Genomic DNA, 19,066 nt, shown 5'->3' on the forward strand with positions numbered 1-19,066 from the left:
GAGTTGGGACGGATACCGCCGCGGAGATTCTCATTGTGGCGGGAGACAACCCCGAGCGGATCCGCTCCGAGGCCGCATTCGCTAAGCTCGCCGGGATCAGTCCTGTACCTACGGGCTCTGGCATGACCAGCGGCAAACACCGGATCAACCATGGCGGGCACCGGCAGCTCAACGCGGCGATCTACAGGACTGTGATCGTGAGGATGCAGTTCCACGAACCGACCAAGGCCTATGTCGCTCGACGAACCGCGGAAGGAAAGAGCAAGCGCGACATCATCCGTTGCCTGAAACGCTACGTGATCCGCGAGGTCTACCACCTCATCAAAGCATCACCAGCAGGCGCAGACGCGGTGGTGCCAACTACTTGACAGTTATAGGAGCGTCAACGCGCTGATGGAGTCAGTGATCGGGCTGTTCAAGACTGAAGCGATCCGCACTGACGTCTTCCACGAAGGTCCCTTCCGGAAGCTGGCAGACGTGGAGTTCGCCACCGCCGGATGGGTCGACTGGTGGAACCACCAGAGGCTGCACAGCNTCACTACAGCTGCCGGTTCCGCGATGGAGTATCCGGTCTGCGTCACCGCTCGGGCGACTTGTGCGCCGTAAGATCCGATCCCCTGGATGACGACCACGGTGTCCACATCTCCACTCGGGCGCCTGCCGATCCAAGGTCAGCGCACAGCGCAGGCCGGCATCCCTAGTCGGGAACGACGAGGCTCCCAACACAGCGCCGGTCCTGGACTCCAAGACGGCGAAGCTATTGGCGCGAGCATGGGTGTCGACACCGATGACGAAGGCATAGGCGCTTGCCACGATGGCCATGGTGACTGATCTCCTCTCCAGGAGGGGGCGACGTCGCTGATAGTCGGCGTCGACCCGGGTAGAGATCACTACGAGGCATGCCCGTAGGAGGCCACGACCCGCAGGTCGGGCAGGCTTCTGATCAAGCCATCGTGGTGGGCCGGGGCGTCGCCGGCCTCCCGCCCGAACGGGCAGATCCCGGGCAGAGCACCCCGTGAACGAGGGCCAGACGATTCAGGAGTCACGCCCGAGCAGAAGGACCAACGCCACCCTAGCCAGCCCCAGGCCAGCCACCAAGAGACTTACAGGCGATTCACTCGAGGACTAGTTCCAGTGGGCTTTACTGCAGCTCCTGATGAACTAGCCGGTGCAACCACCGATCGACCCCGCCCCCTCATGAAGATCCTCATGAACCAAAAAGGTGCGCCTAGTTACACGTTGAACCGGAACTCCACCATGTCGCCGTCAAGCGTCGCATATGCAGCCCGCATCTCGCCTGTCACGTCGACCCCCGCACTCTCGATCTGTCTCAGCGTTGGCTGTCGCCCGTTCGTGTGGGCACTGTATCGGGCGACTGCTTCAACGTCTTTCGCGCTAACCTCACGTGCGATGCCCAACTCGAAGGTCTGGGCCTCAAAAACGAGGAACACTGCAGTGTCAAAGTCGAAGCTGCGGAACGGACTGAACTTGCCAGACTTGCCAGCCAGCCTCCCGCTCATTGCCTTGACCTGGATCCTGTGCCCTTCGGGATCGGTGACATCATGCGACTTCGTCGAGTTCGGCTCGAGCACGCCGCCACGAGCAGCAAGAACCACCTGCTCAGCGATGTCCCCTAGTGGCTTGTTGTTAGTGCGAACCAAGCCCCGCTGGCGAAGCTCGGCGACGACGGCGGCTTCCACTTGGAGCAGTTCCCTCAGGCGGAGTCTCGAAACGTCGGGCAACATCGGGCTACTTCTTCCCACCAGAGGTTAGTCCGCTACGGAACTCCACCACGTCGCCGTCCTTCATCACGTAGTCCTTGCCCTCCATGCGCACCTTGCCGGCGGACTTGGCGTCGTTCATGGAGCCGGCGGCCACCAGGTCGTCGAAGGAGACGATCTCGGCCTTGATGAAGCCCTTCTGGAAGTCGGTGTGGATCACACCTGCCGCTTCCGGGGCGGTGTCGCCCTTGGTGATCGTCCAGGCCCGGGCCTCCTTGGGCCCGGCGGTGAGGTAGGTCTGCAGGCCGAGGGTGTCGAATCCGACGCGGGCCAGCTGATCCAGGCCGGACTCCTCCTGACCGTTGAGTTCCAGCATCTCGCGGGCCTCGTCCTCGGAGAGTTCCACCAGATCCGCTTCCAGCTTGGCGTCCAGGAACACCGCCTGGGCCGGTGCCACCAGATCGGTGAGCTCCTGCTGACGCTCAGCGGAGCTCAGCACCGCCTCGTCCGCATTGAACACATAGATGAACGGCTTGGCGGTCAGCAGGGACAGCTGAGCCAGGTTCTCCATGTCCAGCTTCTCCGACTCGATGGCGGAGAAGATCGTGTCGCCGCGCTCCAGCACCTTCTGGGCCGCCAGGTAGGCATCGAGCTGTGCCTGCTCGGCCTTCTTCTGCTTGACCTGTTTCTCCAGCTTCGGGACCGCGTTCTCCAAGGTCTGCAGATCCGCCAGCACCAGCTCAGTATTGATGATCTCCATGTCAGAGGTGGGGTCCACCTTGCCGTCCACATGGATGACGTTGTCATCCTCGAAGACCCGCACCACCTGGGCGATCGCATGGGCCTCGCGGATGTTGGCCAGGAACTGGTTGCCCAGCCCCTCCCCCTCCGAGGCGCCCTTGACGATGCCGGCGATGTCGACGAAGGAGACGGTCGCCGGGAGGATCCGCTCGGAGCCGAAGATCTCCGCAAGAGTGTTCAGCCGCTCGTCAGGCAGGTTCACCACCCCGACGTTCGGTTCGATCGTCGCGAACGGATAGTTCGCCGCGAGGATCGTCTGACGGGTGAGCGCGTTGAAGAGTGTCGACTTGCCCACGTTGGGGAGTCCCACGATTCCGATAGTCAGTGCCACGGTCACCTAACCTATCGCGGGCAGTCACGCGGATGCGACTCGGAATGCCTCCTTCTGGTCCTGTCTCAGGACTTAAGGGAAAGTCAGCGACAAGCTCGCGTAGCCTCGATAGGATCACACCACGTCGGACACCGGATGAGACGCCGACACGCACTGAAGCTCCTGCCAACGAGGGAAGGACACGTCATGGCATCCGCCACGGATCACTCGCCTGCCGATGCGGAGAAGGAGGGGGAGACAGGCGCTGGGGGGCGCCCGAAGAACTCCAAGCTCAACCCTCCTGTCTTCTTCGGCGCAGCGGCGATCATCATCGCATTCACCCTCTGGGCCTGGCTGGCACCAGAGACCGCCTACGTCACACTCGAGGCCATCTTCCTCTGGATCGGGGAGAACCTCGGCTGGTACTACATCCTCACTGCAGGAATCGTCGTCCTGTTCGTGCTCATCGTCGCCTTCTCCCGAGTGGGGCGCACCAAGATGGGTCCGGACCACTCCACACCGAAGTACAACCTGTTCACCTGGACGGCGATGCTGTTCGCCGCGGGCATCGGTGTGGACCTCATGTTCTTCGCCATCTCCGGGCCGGCCACGAACCTCACCACCGCTCCCGGTGCGGAGGAGGGGTCCGTCCAGGCCACTGAGATGGCCGTGCTCTGGACCCTGTTCCATTACGGGATCCCCGGGTGGGCCATGTACGCACTGATGGGTATGGCTTTCGGGCTCTTCGCCTACCGGTACCACCTGCCGCTGAGCATCCGCAGCGCGCTGTACCCGATCATCGGTAAGCGAGCCCAGGGCGCGACCGGCCACGGCATCGAGATCGCCGCCGTGATCGGCACCATCTTCGGCATCGCCACCAGCCTCGGCATCGGCGTGGTCTTCCTGAACTACGGCCTCGAGCTGCTCTTCGGCATCCCGCAGGGCACCGCCGCGCAGGTCGGGCTGATCGTCCTGGCCGCCGTGGTGGTCACCTTCTCCACCGTCTCCGGTGTGGACAAGGGCATCCGTCGCCTGGCCGAGCTGAACGTCATCTTCGCCGTGATCCTGCTGCTCTACGTGCTCATCGCCGGCCAGACCACGCACCTGCTCAACGCGCTGGTGAAGAACATCGGTGACTTCACCGCCTACTTCCCCTCCATGCTGCTGAACACCTTCGCCTATGACCCGCCCGAGGGCCAGTGGCTCGAGTGGTGGACGCTGTTCTTCTGGGCCTGGTGGATCGCCTGGGCACCGTTCGTGGGGCTCTTCCTGGCACGCATCTCGCGCGGCCGCACCCTGCGGCAGTTCGTCGTCGGCACCCTGATCATCCCGTTCGGCTTCATCCTGCTGTGGATCTCCATCTTCGGCAACGGCGCCATTTGGGAGTTCCTCTCCGGCAACACTGAATTCCTCACCGCAGCGGTGGAGACCCCCGAGTCGGGCTACTACATGCTGCTCGAGCAGTACCCCGGAGCCACCTTCACCATCGGGCTCTCGGTGCTGACCGGTCTGCTGTTCTACATCACCTCGGCAGACTCCGGCGCGCTGGTGATGTCCAACTTCACCTCGAAGGCGATCAACAGCACCGACGACGGCGCCCCGTGGCTGCGGATCTTCTGGGCGGTCGCCACCGGTGCCCTCACCCTGGCGATCCTGATGCTCGACGGCGTCTACACGCTGCAGATGGCCACGGTCATCATCGGCCTGCCGTTCTCCGTGGTGATGTACATCCTCATGCTGGGCATCTGGCGCGCCCTGCGCGTGGAGCACTACAACCAGGCCTCCCAGGAGGCTTCCCTGCCGTGGATGCTCTCCGGACGCATCCGGGACGCCTCCGACCGCGGCGGGGGGTGGCGACGCCGACTGGCCCGCCACATGACCTTCCCGACCGCCAAGCAGGTCACCCGGTATCTCGAAGAGACCGCCATCCCTGCGGTGGAAGAGGTGGCCGCCGAGCTGAAGTCCCAGGGCGCCGAGGTGACCTGCACCCGCGGGACCCTGCCTCACACCGACCTGCCGCAGGTCGACCTGCACGTCATGTTCGGCGACCAGAACGAGTTCAAGTACCAGGTCTATCCGATCGCCTACTCCGCGCCGAACTTCGCCCAGAACATGAAGGCCGTGGAGGACGTCTACTACCGGGTGGAGATCTTCTCCGCCACCGGGTCACAGGGCCACGACATCATGGGCTACACCAAGGATCAGGTCATCACCGACATCCTGGACGCCTACGAGAGGCACCTGACCTTCCTCACCATGAGCGAGGACGTCAACACGCAGGCACTCGGCACCGGGGGCCACATCCCGGACGAGTGGGACCACGACCGCACGACCTGAGAACCTGAGAAGGAGCACCATGACCACTGCCACACTGTTCATCGACGGAGCGTGGGTCCCGGCGGCCTCCGGTGAGACCCGCACGATCCACTGTCCCGCGGACGGCTCCGAGGTGGCTGTCGTCTCTGAAGCGGGCGAGACCGACACCCTCGCCGCCATCGCGGCGGCCCGGCGGGCCTTCGACTCCCGTGAGTGGGCCGACACCGCCGCCGCGACGCGCGGGGAGCTGCTCTTCGACGTCGCCGAGGCGATCACCCAGCGCAAGGACGAGTTCGCCCGGGCCGAGGCTCTGGACACCGGTAAGCGGTTCGTCGAGGCCCAGATCGACATGGACGACATCATCGGTTGCTTCAAGCACTTCGGGAAGCTGGCCGACGCCGATCCGGGCCGTCTGGTCGACGCCGGGGACCCGACGGTGATCTCCAAGGTCGTCTACGAGCCGGTCGGCGTCTGCGGGATGATCACTCCGTGGAACTTCCCGCTGCTGCAGGCCGCCTGGAAGATCGCCCCCGCCCTGGCCGCCGGCAACAGCTTCGTGCTCAAGCCCGCCGAGCTGACCCCGCACACCGGGATCCTCATCATGGACGTCCTCGACAAGCTCGGCCTGCCGGCCGGTGTGGCCAACCTGGTCACCGGCGCCGGCGCCTCCGCCGGCGCCCCGTTGGCCTCGCACCCGGACGTGGACCTCATCTCCTTCACCGGTGGTCTGGTCACCGGCCGGAAGATCGCGGCCGCCGCCGCGGAGACCGTCAAGAAGGTGGCCCTGGAGCTGGGTGGGAAGAACCCGAACGTGGTCTTCGCCGACGCCGACTTCGACGCCGCCGTCGACAACGCTCTCAACGCCGGTTTCCTGGACTCCGGGCTGGTCTGCTCCGCCGGCAGCCGCCTCATCGTCGAGGAGTCCATCGCCGAGAAGTTCGTGGACGAACTGGTCCGCCGGGCGGAGAACATCCGCATGGGAGGCCCGTTCGACGAGCAGGCCGAGACCGGTCCGCTGATCTCCGCCGAGCACCGGGACAAGGTCACCGACTACGTCACCCGCGGCGTGGAGGAGGGTGCGACCCTGCGCACCGGCGGGCACTGGGGCGGCGAGGAGCACAAGGACGGGTACTTCTACGCCCCCACAGTGCTCACCGGCGTCCAGCGCGGCATGAGCGTGGTCCGGGAAGAGGCCTTCGGTCCGGTCATCACCGTGGAGACCTTCACCAGCGAGGAGGAGGCCATCACCACCGCGAACGACACCAACTACGGCCTCGCCGGTGCGGTGTGGACCTCCGACGCCGGCCGGGCGCACCGGGTCTCCTCCCGGCTGCGCCACGGCACCATCTGGATCAACGACTACCACCCCTACCTGCCGCAGGCCGAGTGGGGCGGCTTCAAGCAGTCCGGGGTGGGCCGTGAGCTCGGCCACGCCGGCCTGGAGGAGTACCGCGAGGCCAAGCACATCTACCAGAACACTGAACCGGCTGTCTCTGGCTGGTTCTCGATGCCCGAGAAGTGAGTGAGGAGCACAACGTGACTGAGAAGACCTTCGACTACGTCGTCGTCGGCGGCGGGTCCGCCGGCGCCGCCGTCGCCGCCCGCCTCAGCGAGGACGCCGAGGTGACCGTGGCCCTGCTGGAGGCCGGCCCCACCGACGCCGACAAGGATGTGGTGCTGCAGCTGAACCGCTGGATGGAGCTGCTGGAATCCGGCTACGACTGGGACTACCCCATCGAAGAGCAGGCCAAGGGCAACTCCTTCATGCGGCACGCCCGCGCCAAGGTCCTCGGCGGCTGCTCCTCCCATAACTCCTGCATCGCCTTCTGGGCGCCGAAGGAGGACATGGACGAATGGGAGCAGCTGGGCGCCGCCGGGTGGAACGCCGAGTCCACCTACCCGCTGTTCCAGCGGTTGGAGACCAACGACGCCGCCGGGGAGCACCACGGCCGCTCCGGCCCGGTGCACCTGATGACCATCCCCCCGCACGACCCCTGCGGCGTCTCCCTGCTCGACGCCTGTGAGCAGGCCGGCATCCCCCGCGTCGAGTTCAACTCCGGCGAGACGGTGGTCAGGGGAGCGAACTTCTTCCAGGTCAACCGTCAGCAGGACGGGACCCGGTCGTCGTCGTCGGTGTCCTACCTCCACCCGATCCTGGACCGCGAGAACCTGACGATCCTCACCGACAGCTGGGTGCGCAAGATCCTCATCGATGAGGACCGCCGGGCCACCGGCGTGGAGGTCGTCAAGAACGCCTTCGGCCACGGTGAGACCGTCACCGCCACCCGTGAGGTCATCATCTCCGCCGGGGCGATCGACTCCCCGAAGCTGCTGATGCTCTCCGGCATCGGCCCGGCCTCCCATCTGGCCGAGCACGGCATCGAAGCTGTGGTCGACGCTCCGGGCGTGGGTGAGAACCTGCAGGACCACCCGGAGGCCGTCATCGGTTGGGATGCGAAGAAGCCGATGATCACCGAGGGCTACCAGTGGTGGGAGATCGGCATCTTCGCCGACACCCGTGAGGGTACCGAGACGCCGTCCGACAAGCCCGGCCGCCCGGACCTGATGATGCACTACGGGGCGGTGCCCTTCGACATGCACACGCTGCGTCAGGGCTACCCCACCAGCGAGAACACCTTCTGCCTGACCCCGAACATCACCCACGCGAAGTCCCGAGGCACGGTGCGGCTGCGCTCCCGCGACTTCCGGGACAAGCCGAAGGTGGACCCGCGGTACTTCACCGACCCGGAGGGCCACGACATGCGCGTGGCCGTGGAGGGCATCAAGCTGGCCCGGCAGATCGTCTCGCAGCCGGCGATGGCCGAGTGGGCCGGTGAGGAGCTCTACCCCGGCAAAGACGTGCAGACCGACGAAGAGATCGCCGACTACGTCTCTCGCACCCACAACACGGTCTACCACCCCGCCGGCACCGTCCGGATGGGCGCGGAGCAGGACGAGATGTCCCCGCTGGACCCCGAGCTGCGGGTCAAGGGCATCTCCGGGCTGCGCGTGGCCGACGCCTCGGCGATGCCGGAGCTGACCACCGTCAATCCGAACATCACCACAATGATGATCGGTGAGCGCTGCGCCGACCTGGTCAAGGCGGCCCGCTGACCCTGCTCAGGTGACATTGTGGACGCCCCGGGCGAGACTGATGGCATGAACACCGCCATCATCTCCGCCCGGGGCGTCTCCATGTCATTCCCCGACGGCGCCGGGGGCCGCACTCAGGCGCTCGACGGCGTCGACCTGACCGTGAGCCGCGGCGAGGTCCTCGCCCTGCTGGGCCCCAACGGGGCGGGCAAGACCACCCTGCTGGACATCCTCCTGGGGCTCACCACCCCTGAAGCGGGCGAAGTGCTCATCGACGGCGGCACCCCGCAGGCTGCGGTGCAGGCCGGCCGGCTCTCCGCGCTGCTGCAGTCCGGTGGCCTGCTGCCCGACCTCACGGCGGTCGAGACCGTGCGGATGATCGCCGCCCTGCACCGCGACCCGGCGGACGTCGACGAGGTCATCGACATCGCGGGGGTGCGCAGCTTCGCCTCACGTCCGGTGGGCAAATGCTCCGGCGGCCAGCAGCAGCGGCTGCGCTTCGCCCTGGCGCTGCTCCCCCGCCCGGAGATCCTCATCCTGGACGAACCCACCGCCGGCATGGACGTCACCGCCCGGCACGAGTTCTGGGACCGGATGCGTGCCCAGGCCGACGCCGGAACCACCGTCCTTTTCGCCACCCACTATCTGGAGGAGGCCGAGCAGTTCGCCCGCCGCACCGTGCTGATGGACCGCGGCCGGGTTCTCGCCGAGGGCCCCACCGAGGAGGTCCGCTCCCGGGCCGGGGCCGCCCATGTGTCGGTGACCTGGACACCCACCGAAGAGCAGCTGCTGGCGCTCCCCCCTGTACTCTCGGTGGCCTCCGAGGGCCCACGCACCATATTCCGCACCGACGACGCCGACACCCTGGCTCAGCATCTGCTCACCTGCACCGACGCGCACGGGCTCACCGTCCGGCCGGCCAGTCTCGAGGAGGCCTTCCGACTGCTGACCGAGACCCCCACCGAGGAGACCACGGAGGTGCGCCCGTGAGCCGCGGCTATCAGCTGGGCCGGTACATCGCCCTGGACTTCTGGCGGAATCTGCGCAACGTCGGCAACAGCTTCTTCGTGATCGTGCTGCCCACCGCGCTATTTCTGTTCTTCGGCACCACGATGGACTGGTCCGACAACCCCGTGGGTGAAGGCAATGTCAGCGCCTGGACGATGATCGCGATCGCCAGCTACGGCGCGGCGATGGCCACCACGTCCATGGCAGGAGCGGCCGCACTGGAGATTCAGCAGGGGTGGGGGCGCCAGCTGGCACTGACCGCCATGCCGCATCACGCCTTCGTGCTGGCGAAGTCGGTGGTCGCCGTCGGGATCGCCGTGCTCCCCGTCGTCGTGCTCAACGTGGTCGGCATCCTCACTGTGGCAGACATGCCGGCGGGTGTCTGGCTGGCCACCGCGACGCTCACCGTGCTGGGGTCTCTGCCTTTCGCGCTCTACGGACTGGCGATCGGCCTGAGCTTCCGCTCCGACGCCGCCGTCGGCGCCGCCACCGGACTGCTGGTGATCTTCAGCTTCATGGGCAACGCGTTCATGCCCCTGGACGGCATCCTGCTGGACATCGGCCGATTCACCCCGATGTACGGGGTGGTCGCCCTGGCACGCTATCCGCTCACCGACGGAGATCTGATCTCCATGGGGGCGACGGGTGAGACCGACCCGCTGTGGGCCGTGCTGCTGAACATCATCGCTTGGACGGTCATCTTCGGGACCGCCTGCCTGGCGCTGCAGCGCCGCCGGACCTCCCGGCGCTGAGGGCGCCCGCGACTGCCTGGAGGCGGAGGCCAGGCGAACCCTGCTTGCCGATGATCAGGTTCCGGTCCTCAGCCGCCTGGCCGTACAGCCTGCGCAGATGGGCCCACTCATGAAGGTACTATCGGGTGAACCTCCTCGGTGCGCCTTCGCGAGATCTTCTTCCGGGCACTCCGGTCGAGGACGGCGGGCCGAAGGGCATCGGCCCAGTCCTGGACCAGAACATCGAACTGAGCCACCAATGTCGCGGTGGGCAATGCGTCGAGCTTCTGGAGCTCAGATTCGTATCCGAGGAGATCCGGCGGCGCATTCTCCCAACGGCCAGATACAGTTCCCTGAGATATTCTCCAACGCACATACAAGACTATCAGTCGAATCTCCATGCCAGCCCGTCGCCAGCTAACTACCGTCGGTCGGGCCACGGCTTCTCCGACCAACACGTCGTCGAACTCATCCACAGCAACCTCCGCAGCCTGTAATTCTGGAGAAGCCAGCAAGGCACGGCGAAGGTGCGCGGCTTGCGCCAGAATCTCCCGGCGAGCTCGTTCCAAAACCCGCCAACGACTGTAGACCCACCCCACCAGACCGAGGCTGAGGGAGATCACAGTGGCGAGGGACAGCGCATCGCCCTCAGTGAGCCGCAGTGCAGTCGCCCAGATGTACCACATGAGGACTACCGCAGCGAGGGCTACAGCTACGACAGCCCACGCATACGACAGCCCACGCAATTCTCGACACATTGTGTATTGCGGATCCTTTCTCCACGCGACGGGAGTGGAGAATCGGGCCGCTACTTGCTCCGGCGAGCATGCCCACGAGGAGACTGACCGCCGCAAACAGCCCACCAAGGACGTATACAACGTCATTCGCTTGAGAGACGACCGTGAGACTCAAGCACACTAATAGGAGAATCGACACAGCGATGCTGAACGATGTAAGCACCCAAGGGAACCACCGCTGGATTGCGTCGATACACCGAGCAACATTCTCCATCGATTTATGATTAAGCCCAGAGAGAAGTAGTTTAATTCCGCCTGGAATAGCCCCAATACCGGCGATGTAGAGCACGAATGGCATAGCATCACTCAGCACCAGAGGATCAGTCGGCGGTTCGGACTTCAAATAAACGGCAATCCCAGCGATTCCCAAAAGAGCAACAAATACTCCCCCGATAATCCTCGGCCAAGACCACTCAGAACGCCGATAGATATCCAGGACCGATGTAGAGAGTGATGCAACTGTGTCCTTGAGGAGACTCTCAATCATAGTTCACCATCTCATACGGCAAGCGACCTCGCCGCCGGGTTCAGCAGCTCCGGAGAGAGGTTCAGCACGCGCAGTCGGGACTGGGCGATGATCTGCTCATCGGTGAGGCCTGCGATGTGCGCAGCCTCATCCTCCGGGGTGAGCGCGTCGTCAAGCCCGCCGCGCGGCAGTGAGCTGCTCACCGGGCCGAGGGTCAGCGGCACGTCCACCACCGTCACCGAGGCCGGGGTCAACGGGATGGACTGGGCGCGGTCGATCAGCTCCAGGTGTTCCAGCAGCACGCGCAGGGCAGCCCCGTGGCTGACGGCGACCGCAGTGCGCACCGCGAAGCTCAGATCCGGAGACGCGGTGGGCTCGATCTGCGCGGTGCCCCGCACGACCCCGCAGAAGACCGTGAGCATCCTCTCCGCCAGCTGCTGGTGGGTCTCCCCGCCGGCAGGGGTATACGTCCCTGCCCGCCAGGCGGAGAACTCCTCAGGTTCACGATCGCGGATGTCCGCGGCGTAGGCGCCCTCCCACTCGCCGAGATTCTGCTCCATGAGCTCGTCCCACACGCGCGGGGTCAGGTCCAGGCCGAACTGCGCGAAGGTCTGCTGGGTGCGCACCAGGGAGGAGACATGCCCCTGCTGAGGATTCTGTGCCCGGACGAACCCACCGGTGATGGCCGCCTGCCGTTCCCCGGTGACGGCCAGCGAGATGTCCGAGCGGCCCTGCAGCCGATGCGCACGGTTCCAGTCGGTCTCACCGTGGCGGCAGAGCAGCACGCGGATCATGAAGGGTCTCCTACCGGTAGGGATTCCTGACGAGGACACCTTATGCCATCGCGTGGTCACCGCACCTGATGACCTCGCGCGGCGGCGACGCCGTGTCAGTGGTGGATGGGATGCTGGGAAGCATGGAATGGACGTTGTTTCCCCTTGGTCTGCTGCTCGGTCTGATCCTCGGCGCCGCCGGTGCCATGGTGCTGCTGCGTCGCCTGCGCGATGCTGAACAGGACGACGGCGCCTCCTTGCGCGAGCAGCTTCACGCCGCCCAGCTGGAGGCCAGCGCCGCGTCGGCTCGGTTGCAGGCCCTGGAACAGCGGCACCAGGACGACGCCGAAGCGGCCCGGGAGCGGGAGACGCTGGTGGAGATGCTCCACCCGGTCCGGCGCGGGGTGACGGAGATGCAGCAGCGGGTCCAGGAACTGGAGAAGGAGCGGGCCGCCCAGCATGCCGCGCTGAGCCGGCAGCTCACCGAGGCCGCACAGAACGACCAGCGGCTCTATGACTCCACCCAGGCGCTGATGGGCAGCCTGCATTCGACCTCGGCTCGCGGCTACTGGGGTGAGGTGCAGCTGCGCCGCATCGTGGAGGCCGCGGGGATGATCCCGCACGTGGACTTCGTCGAGCAGCACTCCGGCACCGGAGGGGACGGTGCCGCGTTGCGTCCGGACATAGTCGTCCAACTGCCCGGGGCCCGGCAGCTGGTCATCGATGCGAAGGCTCCGTTGAGCCCGCAGGACGGCGCCGCGCAGGCGAAGGCGCTGAAGCACCACATCGGGGTGCTCGCCTCGAAGGACTACGCGGCCACCGTGGAGAACTCCCCGGAGGTGATCTTCTGCTTCGTGCCGGCGGAATCGCTGCTGTCCTCCGCGCTGGAGGCGGACCCCGGGCTGCTGGACCACGCCCTGGACCGCGGAGTCTCCCTGGTCTCCCCCACCTCGCTGCTGGCCGCGCTGAAGGCCGTGGAGACCTCTTGGCGGCAGGAGCGCCTCGCCCAGAACATCCGGGAGATCGTCGACCATTCCCGTGAGCTGTATCGACGTCTGGCGAAGATGAGCGACCACCTCGGCAAGACGGGCGAGAAGCTGCGGCAAGCCGTGCAGGCCTACAACCAGCTCATCGGCAACATCGAGAGGCAGGTACTGCCGAAGGTGGAGACCATCAGCCGCCTGCAGCTGGCCCCGCAGGCCGAGGGAGACGAGTCCGACGAGCACACCGCCCTGGAGGATCTCGGGGAGACGCTGTCTCTGCAGCCAGTGGACGCGGAGGTCAACGATCTCGGCCCGCGCCTGTCCCGCGGCACCGCATGACGCGCCATCCTCCGTAGTAGGCTCGGACCACGATCACCACCACCTGTGAAGGACGACATGAGCAACCAGTACCAGCCCTCTGACCCTCATCAGTTCCAGCAGCAGCCCTACGCGCCGCAGCCGGGACAGGTCCCGCCGGTCGCCGCCCCGGTGAAGAGCCACGCCGCGGCGATCATCCTCTCCCTGTTCCTCGGGACCCTTGGCATCGACCGTTTCTACCTCGGCCACATCGGCCTGGGCATCGCCAAGCTGCTGCTCAGCTGGCTCACCTTCGGCATCTGGCAGCTCATCGACCTGATCCTGGTCATCACCAAGGGCACCCAGGGGCTCAAAGCGATCCGCTGGACGTGACCCGCCCTCGGGTCACCGCTGCGGGTCAGACGCTCAGGCCGAAGACCCACAGCAGCAGTGTCATCGACACCAGGGTGATCACCACGACGGCGGCCACGTTGAGCCAGACGCCACCCTTGACCATCTGGCCGATGGTCACATAGCCGGAGCCGTAGGCGATCGCGTTCGGCGGGGTCGCCACCGGCAGCATGAAGGCGCAGGTCGCGGCCAGCGCCACCGGAGCGGCCAGCACCAGCGGATCCACTCCGGTGCCCATGGCCACACCAGAGGCCACCGGCAGGAACGTGGCCGCCGTCGCGGTGTTGGACGTCATCTCGGTCAGGATCAGCACCCCGGCCGCGGCGAGCAGCACCAGCACCCACACCGGCACCGTGGTCAGGCCCTCCATCTGTTCACCCATCCAGGAGCTCAGCCCTGAGGCCGAGAACTGGGAGGAGAGCGCGAGCCCGCCTCCGAAGAGCAGCAGCACGCCCCAGGGCAGCTTCGCCGCGTACTCCCAGTCCAGCAGGCGGACCCCACGGTTCGCCCCACCGGGCAGCAGGAACAGCAGCAGCCCGACCACCATAGCGATGCCGGCGTCAGAGATGAACGGGTCATCCATGCCGAGCAGCTGGTCAGAGACCAGCGGGATCGATACCCAGCTGACCGCCGCGGCGATGAAGATCAGCAGCACCCGCAGCTCACCGGCGCTCATCGGCCCCAGCTTCGCCAGCTCACTGCGGATCAGATCCGAGCCGCCGGGGATCGTCGAGAGCTCCGGACGGAACAGCAACCGGGTGAGCACCACCCAGACGAGCACGAGCATCACGATCGCGATGGGCACTCCCACCAGCATCCACTGGCCGAAGCCGATGGTGACGTCGTGGTTGGTGCTCATATGTCCCACCAGCAGGGCGTTCGGCGGGGTCCCGATGATCGTGGAGACCGACCCCACAGAGGCGGCGTAGGCGATGCCCAGCATCAGCGCCGTGCCGAAGTTGGACTTCACCGCCTGGGCCTGTTCGGCCGGGTCGGCGCCCTCCTCCGGGACCGCGCCGGGGTCCTGCCCCGTGGCGATGCGCTGGACCAGCATCAGCACCGAGATGCCGATGGGCAGCATCATCACCGCCGTGGCGGTGTTGGAGACCCACATCGACAGGAACGCGGTGGCGATCATGAAGCCACCGATCAGATTCACCGGCTTCGAGCCCATGGCACGCAGGGTCAGCAGCGCGATGCGCCGATGCAGGTTCCATCGCTGCATCGCCAGGGCCAGCATGAAGCCGCCCATGAACAGGAAGATGATGTTGTGGCCGTAGTTCGCACCGATCACATCGACGGTCACCGGCTCGTCTCCGGCCTCCGCAGCGGGCACCAGCACGGGGAACACCACCAGCGGCAGCAGGGCGGTGGCCGGGATCGGGATGGCCTCCGTCATCCACCACACCGCCATCAGCACCGCGGTGGCGGCGGTCAGCCGGGGCCAGACGTCCATGTCCCCGGGCATGATCAGGTAGATCAGCCCGGCGCCGGCCAGACCCGCGAAGAGTCCGATGAGCCGCCGCAGGAACGTCGGCCGGGGCAGAGCCTCGGCCCTGGCTCCGACAGAGTGCAGCTGGTGCTGCTCTCCGGCTGACTTCCGGGGATCGTAGTTTGTGAGGTGCTCACCGGCGACGCGGGAACCCGGGGTCATCATCGATCTGTGCTCCTGGTCTGCAGTGGTCAGGGCGTCACGACCCACAGGACGTGACGAGCAGCACAGATGCTACCCGTGACGCGGCTCACTCAGTCGCGCTTGCGACCGCCGCGCGTGTTGGAGTCGTCCCCGACCTCCTGGAGAGCCTTGCGGATCTCCTTGGGCAGGCTGAACATGATGTCCTCCTCGGCAGTGACGACTTCCTCGACGTCGTCGTAGCCGTAATCGGCCAGCAGCCGCAGCACGTCCTGGACCAGGACCTCCGGGACCGAGGCGCCTGAGGTGACGCCGATGGTCTGGGCGTCCTCGAACCAGGCCTCGTCGACCTGGTTGGCGAAGTCCACCCGTTCGGCGCGCCTGGCCCCGTACTCCTGGGCCACCTCCTTGAGCCGCACGGAGTTCGAGGAGTTCGCCGACCCGACCACGATGACCAGATCCACCTGCGGAGCGACCTTCTTGATCGCGGCCTGCCGGTTGGAGGTCGCGTAGCAGATGTCATCGCTGGGCGGGTCCTGCAGGTGGGGGAACCGCTCCTTGAGTTTCTGGACGGTCTCCATGGCCTCATCCACCGAGAGCGTCGTCTGCGAGAGCCAGATGAGCTTGTCCGGATCCGGGACCTCGATCTGGTCGACCTCCCAGGGGCCGTTGACGATCGTGGTGTTCTCCGGGGCGTGCCCGAAAGTCCCTTCGACCTCCTCGTGGCCGTCATGGCCGATGAGCAGGATGTGGAAGTCGTCCTTGGAGGTGAAGCGGACCGCCTCACGGTGGACCTTCGTCACCAGCGGGCAGGTCGCGTCGATGGTCTGCAGGTTGCGCTCGGCCGCGGTCTGCTTCACCGCCGGGGAGACCCCGTGGGCGGAGAAGATCAGCAGCTCGCCTTCGGGGACCTCGTCGGCCTCTTCGACGAAGATCACGCCCTTCTCGGTGAGCGTGTCGACCACGTGGCGGTTGTGCACGATCTCCTTGCGCACATACACCGGAGGACCGTACCGCTCGAGAGCCTTCTCCACAGCGATCACGGCCCGGTCGACTCCGGCGCAGTAGCCGCGCGGCGCAGCGAGCAGCACCTTCCGGTCCCCGGAGAACGACGAGGCGGCCGCCACCTCCTCAGGGCTTCTGCGCTGGCGCGGCACCATCGGCGTCGGCACGGAGATGTGCTGGGTGCGCGAGGGAGCTTCCGGAGTCGCACGCGTAGTCATGCCGGTCAGTCTACCGGCCAGGCCGGCTCTCCTCAGACTCGGAGCAGCTCATCGTGACCGGCCTGACCTCTGCCGCGGTCCGCCGTCCGGTGCCGGGTGAGGGTCGCACCCAGCAGCCCCAGCACGACGACGGCGCCGCAGGCTCCGGTGAAGATCCACCAGGCAGGCTGGGCCCAGTCGGTGAAGCCGACCTGGACGTGCTCCAGCAGTGCACCCACGGCCTGAGGCACCGGCTGATGCGGGGTCAGATCCGGCGACGCGGCGGTCAGCGCGACCCCTGCGCCCAGGACGACGCCGAGGAGTCCGCCCAGCGACAGCGCGGCCCATCGGCCGCGGCCGAGCCCGATCAGCACTCCGGCCAGGGCCAGCACGCCGGCGGCGCCGGCCAGCACCGGCCAGTGCCGCGAGGCCTCGGCCGCTGCCGCCCACTGGTAGGGGTCCACACCGTCTTCGGCGACGGCGTCGAGGTCCACGATGACCTCCGGGGCGAGCGCGTCGAAGCTGGAGTCGTCGAGGAACGGCAGCCAGCCCAGCAGGCCGTCGAGGCTCTCACGCAGCGGCTCGGTCATCGCCGCGGCCACTGGGCTGAGGTCCAGCGCCACGGTGAGGTCCTCGGGCGAGCCGGTCCCGCCGTCGTGGAAGAGCCGCTCGAGCTCGGCCTCGAGGTCCTGCCGGGTGGCCTGCAGGGAGTCGTCCCAGGCCTCCAGGATCCGCTCGTCCTCGAGCATCGAGGAGGCTATGTCGGAGATCGTCGCCTGGACCCCCGAGGGGAGGGCGTCGGGGTCCTGGTCGGTGAGCTCGTCGACCATCAGCGCGACCATGGCCTCGCTGAAGCGTTCCTGGGCGGGCAGGTCCCCCGCGATCTGCTGCACCGGCTCCTGATCGCGGAGCAGCTGGTCGATCTGCGCTCCGGCCAGTGCGGCGGCGGCGAGCAGGGCCGCCAGCAGGGTGCACAGTGTGCTGAGCAGGTGACGCACGTCGGCTCCTGTCCTCCACCGGGTGCTGTTCCTCCACAGTGTCCGGGTCAGCGGAGGGTTCTCCACACCCTGACCTGCGGGGAGGAACGTGTCGGCGCAGATGAGTAGAGTGTCTGGCAGCATCGATCGTACCGGCGTCCAAGGAGGAACTGTGAGCCAGGCACATTCCGATGACCACCTGGAGCGGTCCGTGATGCCGGCGACGAGCCGCGAGACCTCCCCGGAGACGCCGTGGCCGCTGAGCCACTTCTCCGGCAAGCTGAAGGCCCACATCGACAAGGTCGCGCCCACCTGGGTGGAGGGGCAGCTGGTCGAGTTCACCCTGCGCAACGGCAACGCCTGGATGACGCTGCGAGATCTCGAGCAGGAGGTCTCCTTCAACGCGGTGGCGTGGCGTCAGGTGGCCTCCGGCCTGGACGGCGTCGTCCAACCCGGCTCCCGCGTGGTCGCCCAGGTGCGTCCGAACCTCTATGCGAAGACCGGTCGGCTCTCCCTGGTGACCCACCAGATGCGGCCCGTCGGACTGGGCGACCTGCTGGCCCGGGTGGAGCAGCTGAAGAAGCAGCTGGCCGCCGAGGGACTGTTCGCCGCCGAGCGGAAGAAGCCGCTGCCGCTGCTCCCCCGCCGCATCGGCCTGATCACCGGCCGGGACTCCGATGCGAAGAAGGACATCCTGCGCAACACCCATGCCCGGTGGGCCGCGGCCCAGTTCGAGATCCGCGAGGTCGCCACCCAGGGCACGGCCGCCCCGGTCGAGGTGACCGCCGCCCTGACCGAGCTCGATGCTCTCGCGGAGGTGGACGTCATCGTCATCGCCCGCGGCGGCGGCGCCCTGGAGGAGGTCGTGCTGCCGTTCTCCGACGAACGCCTCATCCGGGCCGTGGCGGCCGCCCAGACACCGGTGGTCTCGGCCATCGGCCACGAGGCGGACCGTCCGCTGCTCGACGAGGTCGCCGATGTCCGAGCCTCGACCCCCACCGGCTCGGCGAAGCTACTGGTGGTCGACGCGGCCCTGGAGCGGGAGAACATCGCCCAGGCTCGTGCCCGGATGTCCACCGGTGTCCAGCGTCTGGTGGCGCGGGAGGCCGAATGGCTGCAGGCGATGCGTTCTCGGCCCGTGCTGGCCCAGCCGCAGACCATGGTCACAGTCCGCGCCGAGGAGCTGGACGGCCTGCGCCGTCGCGCCCTGGTCTCGGTAGAGGCCTCGGTGGCCCGTGCCCGGGACTGGGTCGGTCAGGCCCGAGCCCGTGTCACGGGGCTGTCTCCGCAGTCGACGCTGGATCGTGGCTACGCCGTCGTGCAGGCACATTCGCAGGCGCAGGCCCTGGACGACGCCGGCCTCCCCACCACCCGCAGCGGGTGGCAGATCGTGCGCGAGGCCACCGAGGTCGGACCCGGCTCGCCGCTGCGCGTCATGGTGGCCCGTGGTGAGCTGACCGCGCGGACCGTGCACGTGATGGCCGGCGCTGAGGCCACTGACACCGCAGGCTCCGCAGACACCACCGACGAGGATCAGGACTGAGAGG

General features: G+C 66.9%; 16 protein-coding genes and 1 pseudogene. 10 read left to right on the forward strand and 7 right to left on the reverse strand.

Translation table 11 applies throughout. The annotated features are described in order from the left end of the window. Both ACYVKI_RS08435 and ACYVKI_RS08440 read left to right on the forward strand, forming a co-directional pair. On the forward strand, positions 1-368 hold a 368-nt coding region (locus ACYVKI_RS08435), incomplete at its 5' end, for an IS110 family transposase (RefSeq protein WP_460689908.1). A gap of 16 nt (positions 369-384) precedes the next feature. After that, positions 385-531: pseudogene (locus ACYVKI_RS08440) on the forward strand (integrase core domain-containing protein); the annotation flags it as partial. A 701-nt stretch (positions 532-1,232) separates the two neighbouring features. On the opposite strand, the gene ACYVKI_RS08445 reads toward ACYVKI_RS08440, so the two are convergent. After that, positions 1,233-1,745, reverse strand: a complete 513-nt coding sequence (locus ACYVKI_RS08445; RefSeq protein WP_460689909.1) for a hypothetical protein — start codon at positions 1,743-1,745, stop codon at positions 1,233-1,235. Positions 1,746-1,749: 4 nt separating this feature from the next. Continuing rightward, the gene (gene ychF, locus ACYVKI_RS08450) at positions 1,750-2,853 is read right to left on the reverse strand and encodes a redox-regulated ATPase YchF (RefSeq protein WP_460689910.1); all 1,104 of its coding nucleotides are present in this window, start codon (positions 2,851-2,853) and stop codon (positions 1,750-1,752) included. Between the two features lie 186 nt (positions 2,854-3,039). Here ychF and betT point away from each other — a divergent pair, with 186 nt between their 5' ends. From betT to ACYVKI_RS08475, 5 genes are read left to right on the forward strand one after another with little or no spacing between them, the layout of a single operon-like run. Beyond that, a complete protein-coding gene (gene betT / locus ACYVKI_RS08455; RefSeq protein ID WP_460689911.1) occupies positions 3,040-5,169 on the forward strand; it encodes a choline BCCT transporter BetT in 2,130 nt (709 codons plus the stop codon). A 19-nt stretch (positions 5,170-5,188) separates the two neighbouring features. Beyond that, a complete protein-coding gene (locus ACYVKI_RS08460) occupies positions 5,189-6,670 on the forward strand; it encodes an aldehyde dehydrogenase family protein (RefSeq protein ID WP_460689912.1) in 1,482 nt (493 codons plus the stop codon). Between the two features lie 14 nt (positions 6,671-6,684). Continuing rightward, the gene (locus ACYVKI_RS08465) at positions 6,685-8,262 is read left to right on the forward strand and encodes a GMC family oxidoreductase (protein ID WP_460689913.1); all 1,578 of its coding nucleotides are present in this window, start codon (positions 6,685-6,687) and stop codon (positions 8,260-8,262) included. 45 nt (positions 8,263-8,307) lie between these two features. After that, the gene (locus tag ACYVKI_RS08470; RefSeq protein WP_460689914.1) at positions 8,308-9,231 is read left to right on the forward strand and encodes an ABC transporter ATP-binding protein; all 924 of its coding nucleotides are present in this window, start codon (positions 8,308-8,310) and stop codon (positions 9,229-9,231) included. Further along, complete coding sequence (locus ACYVKI_RS08475) at positions 9,228-10,001, forward strand: ABC transporter permease (protein WP_460689915.1); 774 nt, start codon at positions 9,228-9,230, stop codon at positions 9,999-10,001. The genes ACYVKI_RS08470 and ACYVKI_RS08475 overlap by 4 nt, the downstream gene beginning before the upstream one ends. A gap of 107 nt (positions 10,002-10,108) precedes the next feature. Here the strand turns inward: ACYVKI_RS08475 and ACYVKI_RS08480 are convergent, their stop codons facing one another. After that, positions 10,109-10,456 (reverse strand): hypothetical protein, encoded by a 348-nt coding sequence (locus ACYVKI_RS08480; protein ID WP_460689916.1) that lies wholly within the window; start codon positions 10,454-10,456, stop codon positions 10,109-10,111. Positions 10,457-11,275: 819 nt separating this feature from the next. Next, a complete protein-coding gene (locus tag ACYVKI_RS08485) occupies positions 11,276-12,037 on the reverse strand; it encodes a histidine phosphatase family protein (RefSeq protein WP_460689917.1) in 762 nt (253 codons plus the stop codon). 122 nt (positions 12,038-12,159) lie between these two features. Here ACYVKI_RS08485 and ACYVKI_RS08490 point away from each other — a divergent pair, with 122 nt between their 5' ends. Both ACYVKI_RS08490 and ACYVKI_RS08495 read left to right on the forward strand, forming a co-directional pair. Then, positions 12,160-13,338, forward strand: coding sequence for a DNA recombination protein RmuC (locus ACYVKI_RS08490; RefSeq protein ID WP_460689918.1), 1,179 nt, complete (start codon positions 12,160-12,162; stop codon positions 13,336-13,338). Between the two features lie 57 nt (positions 13,339-13,395). After that, positions 13,396-13,689 (forward strand): TM2 domain-containing protein, encoded by a 294-nt coding sequence (locus ACYVKI_RS08495; protein WP_460689919.1) that lies wholly within the window; start codon positions 13,396-13,398, stop codon positions 13,687-13,689. A gap of 25 nt (positions 13,690-13,714) precedes the next feature. Here the strand turns inward: ACYVKI_RS08495 and ACYVKI_RS08500 are convergent, their stop codons facing one another. The 3 genes from ACYVKI_RS08500 to ACYVKI_RS08510 form a co-directional block, all read right to left on the reverse strand. Continuing rightward, entirely contained in the window at positions 13,715-15,361 is a 1,647-nt protein-coding gene (locus tag ACYVKI_RS08500; RefSeq protein ID WP_460689938.1) for an SLC13 family permease, read from the reverse strand. A 92-nt stretch (positions 15,362-15,453) separates the two neighbouring features. Further along, positions 15,454-16,563 (reverse strand): 4-hydroxy-3-methylbut-2-enyl diphosphate reductase, encoded by a 1,110-nt coding sequence (locus tag ACYVKI_RS08505; RefSeq protein WP_460689920.1) that lies wholly within the window; start codon positions 16,561-16,563, stop codon positions 15,454-15,456. Between the two features lie 32 nt (positions 16,564-16,595). Continuing rightward, positions 16,596-17,540, reverse strand: a complete 945-nt coding sequence (locus tag ACYVKI_RS08510; protein WP_460689921.1) for a hypothetical protein — start codon at positions 17,538-17,540, stop codon at positions 16,596-16,598. Between the two features lie 193 nt (positions 17,541-17,733). Here ACYVKI_RS08510 and xseA point away from each other — a divergent pair, with 193 nt between their 5' ends. After that, complete coding sequence (xseA, locus tag ACYVKI_RS08515; RefSeq protein WP_460689939.1) at positions 17,734-19,062, forward strand: exodeoxyribonuclease VII large subunit; 1,329 nt, start codon at positions 17,734-17,736, stop codon at positions 19,060-19,062. Positions 19,063-19,066 lie beyond the last annotated feature (4 nt).

The sequence above is a fragment of the Nesterenkonia suensis genome (assembly GCF_054782935.1).